This is a genomic window from Sphingomonas bacterium (assembly GCF_903643035.1).
Classification (GTDB): domain Bacteria; phylum Pseudomonadota; class Alphaproteobacteria; order Sphingomonadales; family Sphingomonadaceae; genus Sphingomonas.
On record NZ_CAHJWW010000130.1, the window covers coordinates 1 to 8,334 of the forward strand.

Here is an 8,334-nt window from a genome sequence, read left to right on the forward strand (position 1 = left end):
GGCGACACGATCTCGGCCATCGTTCTGCCGACGAACACGGCCGACACCGGGAACAACTTCGGCGAGCTCCGGCCGGGCGCGCGTCTCGGCCCTGCTGGGCCTGCCCTCGCTCGGCCCTGGCACCGGTCGCGCGCGGGAGGGCGGACGCTTCCTGCGCGAGACGCTCGGCGCCATGGTCGACGAGCGTGGCCCGGACGGTGGCGGCGACGACTTCTTCGGCGGCCTAATCGCCGCGCTGTTCGCCCGGTATCCGGCGGCCGAGGCGCGCGAGCTGGCGATCGACAACGCCATCACCTTCTACGTGGCGGGGCACGAGACCACCGCCAACGCGCTGACATGGACGATCTACCTGCTCGCGGCGCAGCCCCTGCTCCAGGAAGAGCTGCGCACGGAGGCGCGCGCCGCGCTGTCGTCCGGCGAGGTCGGCGATCTGGACACGCGCCTGCCGCTCCTGCGGGCGACGCTCGACGAGGCGCTGCGGCTGTACCCGCCGGCGCCCCGGCTCGACCGCGAGGCGCTGGCCGCCGACGATCTCGGCGGCGTCAGGGTGGCGAGGGGCGACATCGTATCGATCTGGCCGTTCGTCGTGCATCGGCACGCCGAACTGTGGGACCGGCCGGACGCGTTCGACCCGGCGCGCTTCTCGCCGGCGCGCAAGGCGCTGCTGCACCGTCACCAATACCTGCCGTTCGGCGCGGGTCCGCGGGTATGCGTCGGCGCGCGCTTCTCGATCGTGGAGGCCCTGACCGTGCTGGCGCACTGGCTGGCGGCGCGGCGTTTCGCGACGTCGCCCGGCCAGCGGCCGAGCCCGGTGGGCCGCGTCACCCTGCGGCCGGAAAACGGCATGCCGCTGGTCATGTCGACGCTTTGAAACCGCGCCGCGTCGGCGGGCCAGCCGACGACTTGGGAGGATGCCCGGCTTTTTCGGCGCCATGGCATCGCGTCCGGTTGCGCGCTTCCCCACCTATGGGCCATCAGCCGGTACAGGAGCCGCCCATGTTCATCGCCATGAACCGTTTCCAGGTCACTCCCGGCGGGGAGGAGGCGTTCGAGCAGGTCTGGCTCTCGCGCGACTCCCATCTGGCCGGCGTGCCCGGCTTCGTCGAGTTCCACATGCTGCGCGGCCCTGTGGCCGAGGACCACGTCCTCTACTCCTCGCACACGATCTGGCGATCGCGCGACGATTTCGAGGCGTGGACCAGATCGGAGGCTTTCCGGGCCGCGCATCGCGGCGCGGGCGACCACAAGCCGCTGTACCTCGGGCCGCCCCGCTTCGAGGGTTTCGAGGTCATCCAGACGGTCGGCGCATCGTGACCGACCTCAGGCGTCCGGCGACGCTGGCCCGCGCGTCGGAAGCGGTCGAGCGCGTGGTCGGCGCGGTGACGTCCCCGATCGTCATGGCCATCGCCGCGCTCAACCGGCGCATGCTGCCGCCGCGCGATGCACCGCATCCGCTGCTCACCGGCATCCACGAGCCGATGACGCAGGAGCTGACGCTGGACGACCTGGCGGTCGAGGGCGTCATCCCGCCCGAGCTGGACGGCCGCTATGTGCGCATCGGCCCCAACCCGGCCGCGCCCGACCCGCGTTCCTACCACTTCTTCACCGGCGACGGGATGCTCCACGGCATCCGGATCCGCGATGGCCGTGCGCTCTGGTACCGCAACCGCTGGATCCGCTCGACCGAGGTGGCCAGGGCCAGGCACGTCGCCGCGGCTCCGGGACCCCGGCACGTCTTCGACACGGTCAACACCAGCGTGCTCGCCCACGCTGGCAGCGGATGGGCGCTGGTGGAGGCGGGCAGCACGCCTGTCCGCTTCGACGAGCATCTGGAGGCGCAGCGGTACGACGATTTCGGCGGCACGCTGCCAGGTTCCTTCACCGCGCATCCGCGCCGCGATCCGGCGACAGGCGAACTCCACGCGCTATGCTACGAGGCGACCGATCCCAGGCGGATCCGCTACAACGTCGTTGATACCGCCGGCCGCGTGAGGCGATCGATCACGATTCCCGTCGCGCACGGGCCGCTGATCCACGATTGCGCCATCACGAAGCGGTACGTCATCGTGATGGACCTGCCGCTCACCTTGTCGATGCGGGTGGTGCTGGCGGGGCACGGCTTCCCGTACCGCTGGAACGAGAAGCACGCCGCGCGGATCGGGCTCCTGCCGCGCGACGGCGAAGCGGACGACATCCGCTGGTTCCCGCTCGACCCCTGCTTCGTCTTCCATACCGCGAACGCGTTCGACCTGCCCGACGGGCGCGTCGCGCTCGACGTCATCGCCTATGACCGGATGTTCGCCGGTGAGAACGTCGCTCCCGACGAACAGCCGCGCGGCCTGGAACGCTGGACCATCAACCCGCAGGACGGGACGGTGCGGCAGGTCCGCATCGATCCCGCGCCCCAGGAGCTGCCGACGATCGACGAACGCCGCACCGGCCTGCCCTATCGCTACGTCTACGCGCTCGGCCTGCCGGACCAGCTGACGGAGACGCTGGTAGGCGAGGCTCCGCTGCTGAAGCACGATCTGGAACGCGGGACGCGGCACCTGCACGAGTTCGGGCCGGGACGCGTGGCGGGGGAGTTCGTCTTCGTGCCGCGATCTCCCGATGCGGACGAGGACGACGGCTGGCTGATGGGCCTGGTCATCGACGCCGACGGGCGCACCACCGCGCTCGAGATACTCGACGCTCGCGCGGTGGAGGCGCCGCCCGTCGCAATCGTCCGCATCCCGCACCGTATCCCGCCGGGTATCCACGGCGCCTGGCTGGAAGCGCCGCGCCCGACCTGATCCGGCATGGGCTGATCCGGCATGGGCTGACTTGACTTGGACGGCGCGCGGCGACGTGCGCGTTCAGGCGGCCCAGTCCGCCGCCACCGTCACACGCCCGCCCGGCGCCAGCACGCCTTGCGCCATCGCGACCGGCACCATGAAGCGCCGTCCGTCCGCCCGCTCGACGTCCAGCAGGTCGCCCGCGCCGAAATCCTCCACCGCCGCGACATGGCCGAGCAGCGTGCCTTCCATGTCGTGGACGGGCAGGCCGATCAGGTCCGCATGATAATACTCGCCCTCCCCCAGTGGCGGCAGCGAGGCGCGGGGGACAGTCAGCAACGTACCGCGCAACCGCTCGGCGGCCTCGCGGTCCTCCACTTCCTCGAACCGGGCGACGAGTCCGCGCAGCGACGCCAGCGTCAGCGCGCCGCCGTTGAAGGAACGGAAGGCGGCAAGGTCGTCGGTGAACGGCTTCACCTTCATCTCGCCGCCTATGCCGTGCGCGCCGGTGACGGCCGCCATGACCACCACCGACGGATCGGCGGCGGCGCGGGCGCCGGTCGCCGGCTCAGCCTTGCGGAGAGCCGGGCTGCTGGGGGGCGCTGTCGTCGTCGCCTTCGGCCGGCGCCTTGGCCGATTCGCCCCGGTTGGTGGTGGCGTCCTCGTCGTCATCGGCGGCGGTGCGCGGATCCGGATTGGGGTTGGTCATGGCGGAAGGCTCCTCTTATGGAAGCCTTCCAACGCATGACCATGCGAAACGGTGCGAGGCGCAGTTCAGGCCTCGACCGTATCGGCGGCGGGTTCCGGTACCGGGTTCGCGGCGGCGAGCTTCTCCGCGCGCTCCTCGGCTCGCTCCTTGGCCTTGTCGCCGGGCTCGCCCTTCTTGGGGTTGGAGCGCGCCGCACGCTCCTTGATGCCGGCCGCGTCCAGGAAGCGGGCGACGCGGTCGGTCGGCTGCGCGCCGACGCCCAGCCAGTGCTTCGCACGGTCGGCGTCGAGCTGGATGCGCTCTGCCGAGTCCTTGGCCAGCAGCGGGTTGTAGGTGCCGATCTTCTCCAGATACTTGCCGTCGCGCGGGCTGCGCGCGTCCGCCACCACGATCCGGTAATAGGGCCGCTTCTTGGAGCCGCCGCGCGACAGGCGAATGGAGAGTGACATCGATAGTTCCTTGATTAGGTAGTTGAACGGATCGGAGCAGAGACGCTCCGGGTAATCATTTCCGGCCGAAGCCGCCCCTGAACTGCGGCGGCAGGCCCCCGGCGCCCGGCAGCCCGGGCAGGCCGCCGGCCTTGCCCATCATGCCACCCAGGTCCGCGCCGCCCAGCGCGTTGCCGAGCCCGGCCATGCCGCCGCCCGGACTACCCTTGCCGAGCATCGCCATCATGCCCTTCAGGCCGCCCATCTTGCGCAACTTCTTCATCGCGCCTGCCATTTCCTGATGCATCTTCAACAGCTTGTTGACGTCCTGTACCGACGTGCCGCTACCCTTGGCGATGCGGATCTTGCGCTTGGCGTTGATGAGCTCGGGCTTGCCGCGCTCCTTGAGCGTCATCGAAGTGATGATCGCATCCATGTGGATCAGCACCTTGTCGTCCACGCCCGCGGCGGCGGCCTGCGCCTTCTTCATGCCGGGGATCATGCCCGCCAGCGCGCCGATGCCCCCCATCCGCCGCATCTGCGCGAGCTGCCCGCGCAGGTCGTCGAGGTCGAACTGCCCCTTCGCCATGCGGGCCGCCATACGCTCGGCGTCCTCGACCTGGATCGTCTCGGCCGCGCGCTCGACGAGGCTGACGACGTCGCCCATGCCCAGGATGCGCCCCGCGACGCGCTCGGGGTGGAACGCCTCCAGCGCATCGAGCTTCTCGCCGGTGCCGGCGAACTTGATCGGCTTGCCGGTGACGGCACGCATCGACAGCGCCGCGCCGCCACGCGCATCGCCGTCCATCCGCGTCAGCACCACGCCCGTCAGCGGCACCTGATCGGAGAAGTTGCGCGCGACGTTGACCGCATCCTGCCCGGTCAGCGCATCCACGACCAGCAGGATCTCCTGCGGTTGCGAGACGTCCGCCACCGCCCGCATCTCGTCCATCAGCGCCTGGTCGACGTGCAGCCGGCCGGCGGTGTCGAGCATCAGCACGTCGAAACCCTGGAGCCTCGCTGCCTGAAGCGCGCGGCGCGCGATCTCGACGGGCTGCTGCCCCGCCACGATCGGCAGCGTCGCGACGTCGACCTGCGTGCCCAGCGTCGCAAGCTGCTCCTGCGCGGCGGGCCGGTTGACGTCGAGCGACGCCATCATCACCCGCTTGGCGCCGCGCTCCTTCAGGCGGCGCGCGATCTTGGCGGTCGTAGTCGTCTTGCCCGATCCCTGCAGGCCGACCATCATCACGATCGCGGGCGGCGCGACGTTCAGCTCCAGCTCGGTCTCGCCCGCGTTCTCCGGGGCGCCGCCCAGCATCGCGACGAGCGCGTCGTGGACGATCTTGACCACCTGCTGCCCCGGCGTGATCGAACGCAGCACGTTCTGGCCGATCGCTTGCTCGGTGGCCTTGTCGACGAACTCGCGCGCGACGGGCAGCGCCACGTCCGCCTCCAGCAGCGCCACGCGCACCTCGCGCATCGCGGCGCGCACGTCCGCCTCCGTCAGCGCGCCGCGCCCGCGCAACCGGTCGAAGACGCCGCCAAGCCGGTCGCTCAGGCTCTCGAACATGGGCTTGGACTCCTCGAACGGCAGGTTGAGCGACAGGTCGTTCGGCAGGCCCAACGCAAAAGCGCCGGCGGGCGAAACCTCGCCGGCCAGCGCGTTCGAAGGGCGCCGCCTCGCGAAAACATCCAGGCGCTATACGTTGCACGACGTAGTTGGGCAAGCATCGTGACTTCGACGCCGCCCCGCCCTAGAGGCGCGGGCGATGGCACCCCCTTCCCCCACCTGGCACGACAAGCTGCTCGGCGGCTTCCGGCGCACGTCGGATCGCCTGCTCGGCAACCTTGCCGGCATCACCACCGGCCGGCTCGACGACGAACAGCTCGACGAGATCGAGGAGGCGCTGATCGCGTCCGATCTCGGCCCCGCGACCGCCAGCCATGTCCGCGCCCGCCTCGCCGACGTCGGCGTCGAGCGCAACATGGAGGAACTGGGCATCCGCCTGGTCGTCGCCGACGAGGTCGAGGCGACGCTGGCGAAGGTCGCGCGGCCACTCCAGATCGACGCCTTCCCGCGCCCGCAAGTGATCCTGGTCATCGGCGTCAACGGATCGGGCAAGACGACCACCATCGCCAAGCTCGCGCACCTGTTCCTCGAACAGGATTACGCCGTCATGCTGGCGGCGGGCGACACGTTCCGCGCCGCCGCGATCGGCCAGCTGCGCACCTGGGCCGAGCGGGTGGGCGTGCCGATCGTCACCGGACCCGAAGGCGGCGATGCGGCCGGCGTGGTGTGGGACGCGGTGAAGAAGGCGACGGAGATCGGAACGGACGTGCTGATCGTCGACACCGCCGGGCGGCTCCAGAACAAGCGCGAGCTGATGGACGAGCTTGCCAAAATCCGCCGCGTGCTCGGCCGCATCAACCCGGCCAGCCCGCACGACGTCGTTTTGGTGCTCGACGCGACGACGGGCCAGAACGCGCTCAACCAGATCGAGGTCTTCCGGGACGTCGCCGGGGTGACCGGGCTGGTGATGACGAAACTGGACGGCACCGCGCGCGGCGGCGTGCTGGTGGCGGCGGCCGAGCGGTTCGGCCTGCCGATCCACGCGATCGGCGTCGGCGAGGGAGTGGGCGACCTGCGCCCGTTCGATCCCAACGAGGTCGCGCGCATCATCGCCGGCGTGGACGCAGGAGTGGCGCGATGAACGGCAACGTGTCCCCGCGGGCCGCCGGCGGATCGCCCGGCTGGCGCGTCGCGATCGACTATGCGCCGCTGGTGGTGTTCTTTCTCGCCAATTTCCTGATGCCGGGGGAGGCGGCGCGCCGGATCGTGGTGGCGACCACCGGATCGCTGTCGGGGCTGGGGCGGATGGAGGCGCTGGTGATCGCCAAGGTGATCGTCGCCACCGCCGCCTTCGTCGTCGCGACGATCGGGGCGATGCTGGTCAGCCTCGTCAGGTTGCGCGCGATATCGCCGATGCTGTGGATCTCGGGCGGGCTGGTCGTCGTGTTCGGCGGGCTGACGATCTATTTCCAGAACCCCAATTTCATCAAGGTGAAGCCGACGATCGTCTACGTGACGCTGTCGGGCGTGCTGTGCTTCGGGCTGGCGACCGGACGCCCGCTCCTCCAGCAGCTGCTCGGCAGCGCCTATCCGGGGCTCTCGCCGGCGGGATGGCGGCGGCTGACGGTGAACTGGACGATCTTCTTCGTCGGCATGGCGATCGTCAACGAGGCGGTATGGCGACTGACGGCACCGCGGCCGGGCGACGATCCGGCAGTGTGGGTGCTCTACAAGGTATGGGTGGCGATCCCGATCACCATCGTGTTCGCGATCGCCAACGTGCCGATGCTGATGCGCCACGGCCTGACGCTCGACGGCGGCGATGCGGCGACGCGCGAGCTGCCGCCTGAGTGACGCGACACGCGAGGGGGCGCCCGTCGTGGCGCCCCCCCACGTCCCCGCGGCGGCTCAGCCGACCGCGGACTCGTACCGGCGCCCCGCCTCGTCCCAGTTCACGACGGTCCACCATGCCTTCAGATAGCCGGGACGGTCGTTCTGGTACGTCAGGTAATAGGCGTGCTCCCACACGTCGTTACCCAGGATCGGCGTGCCCTTGTCGGCGACGGCGTCCATCAGCGGGTTGTCCTGGTTCGGCGTCGAGGTGACCTTCAGCGCGCCCGAGGAGTCCGCGATCACCCAGGCCCAGCCCGAACCGAACTGGCCCACGCCCTTGGTGCCGAAATCCTCCTTCAGCTTGTCGAGGCCGCCATAGGCGTCGATCGCCTCGGCCAGCTTCCCGCTCGGGCCGCCGCCGCCGGCGGGACCCATGATCTTCCAGAAGAAGTCATGGTTCCAGAACCCGCCGCCGTTGTTGCGCACCAGCGGCGGCAGCGACGAGACCATGCCGAGGATGTCCTCGATCGACTTGCCGGCCAGCTTGGGGTCAGCCGCGACGCCCTCGTTCAGCTTGTCGGTATAGGCCTTGTGGTGCTTGTCGTGATGGAAGGTCATCGTCTCCTTCGAGATCGTCGGCTCCAGCGCGTCATAGGCATAGGGCAACGGGGGAAGGTCGAAGGCCATCGGACGTCTCCTGTGGGTGGTCGGGCGCTGAACGCCCCGGCCGTTCCTTGGCTCCGGGGCGGTGGGCGCGCAAGCGGTCCCGTTCCCTTCCCCGCCCATCCCGGAGGTATGGAGACTATCCGCCGATCAGCCCGTGCCGCCTCAGCGCGTGGCGCAGCTGGTCGTAGCTCAGCCCGAGTGCCTGCGCGCAGGCGCGCTGGTTGAAACGGTGCTCGGCGAGGCTGCGCGCCAGCAGCTCGCGCTCGAACCGGGCGACGCGGCTCCTGAAGTCGGACGGCCCCGCCTCGCAGGCGGCGACCACCTCGTCGTGCGGATCGGGAGCCGCGGCGGCCG

The 8,334-nt window shown here is 70.4% G+C and carries 11 protein-coding genes; 5 read left to right on the top strand and 6 right to left on the bottom strand.

Translation table 11 applies throughout. The annotated features are described in order from the left end of the window. The 3 genes from HUV01_RS09360 to HUV01_RS09370 form a co-directional block, all read left to right on the top strand. The coding region (locus tag HUV01_RS09360; protein ID WP_217430969.1) for a cytochrome P450 at window positions 1-871 on the top strand (871 nt) is incomplete at its 5' end. 125 nt (window positions 872-996) lie between these two features. Continuing rightward, window positions 997-1,314, top strand: a complete 318-nt coding sequence (locus HUV01_RS09365; protein WP_174298015.1) for an antibiotic biosynthesis monooxygenase family protein — start codon at window positions 997-999, stop codon at window positions 1,312-1,314. Further along, window positions 1,311-2,792 (top strand): carotenoid oxygenase family protein, encoded by a 1,482-nt coding sequence (locus HUV01_RS09370; RefSeq protein WP_254606530.1) that lies wholly within the window; start codon window positions 1,311-1,313, stop codon window positions 2,790-2,792. Before HUV01_RS09365 ends, HUV01_RS09370 begins: the two co-directional genes overlap by 4 nt. Window positions 2,793-2,855: 63 nt before the next feature. Here HUV01_RS09370 and rimM read toward each other — a convergent pair whose 3' ends face one another. The 4 genes from rimM to ffh all read right to left on the bottom strand — a co-directional run bounded on the left by rimM (window position 2,856) and on the right by ffh (window position 5,481). Then, complete coding sequence (rimM, locus tag HUV01_RS09375; RefSeq protein ID WP_174298016.1) at window positions 2,856-3,296, bottom strand: ribosome maturation factor RimM; 441 nt, start codon at window positions 3,294-3,296, stop codon at window positions 2,856-2,858. Window positions 3,297-3,342: 46 nt separating this feature from the next. After that, window positions 3,343-3,483 (bottom strand): hypothetical protein, encoded by a 141-nt coding sequence (locus tag HUV01_RS09380; RefSeq protein WP_174298017.1) that lies wholly within the window; start codon window positions 3,481-3,483, stop codon window positions 3,343-3,345. 65 nt (window positions 3,484-3,548) lie between these two features. Further along, on the bottom strand, window positions 3,549-3,932 hold the full coding sequence (gene rpsP / locus HUV01_RS09385) for a 30S ribosomal protein S16 (protein WP_174298018.1): 384 nt from the start codon (window positions 3,930-3,932) through the stop codon (window positions 3,549-3,551). A gap of 55 nt (window positions 3,933-3,987) precedes the next feature. Continuing rightward, window positions 3,988-5,481, bottom strand: a complete 1,494-nt coding sequence (ffh, locus tag HUV01_RS09390) for a signal recognition particle protein (protein ID WP_174298023.1) — start codon at window positions 5,479-5,481, stop codon at window positions 3,988-3,990. A 199-nt stretch (window positions 5,482-5,680) separates the two neighbouring features. On the opposite strand from ffh, the gene ftsY reads away from it, so the two are divergent. Next, window positions 5,681-6,622 (top strand): signal recognition particle-docking protein FtsY, encoded by a 942-nt coding sequence (ftsY, locus tag HUV01_RS09395; protein ID WP_174298019.1) that lies wholly within the window; start codon window positions 5,681-5,683, stop codon window positions 6,620-6,622. Next, the gene (locus HUV01_RS09400) at window positions 6,619-7,335 is read left to right on the top strand and encodes an inner membrane-spanning protein YciB (RefSeq protein ID WP_174298020.1); all 717 of its coding nucleotides are present in this window, start codon (window positions 6,619-6,621) and stop codon (window positions 7,333-7,335) included. Before ftsY ends, HUV01_RS09400 begins: the two co-directional genes overlap by 4 nt. A 54-nt stretch (window positions 7,336-7,389) precedes the next feature. Here the strand turns inward: HUV01_RS09400 and HUV01_RS09405 are convergent, their stop codons facing one another. Beyond that, window positions 7,390-8,001 (bottom strand): superoxide dismutase, encoded by a 612-nt coding sequence (locus HUV01_RS09405; RefSeq protein ID WP_174298021.1) that lies wholly within the window; start codon window positions 7,999-8,001, stop codon window positions 7,390-7,392. Between the two features lie 115 nt (window positions 8,002-8,116). After that, a partial coding sequence (locus HUV01_RS09410) for a helix-turn-helix domain-containing protein (RefSeq protein ID WP_302480039.1) occupies window positions 8,117-8,334 on the bottom strand: 218 nt, incomplete at its 5' end.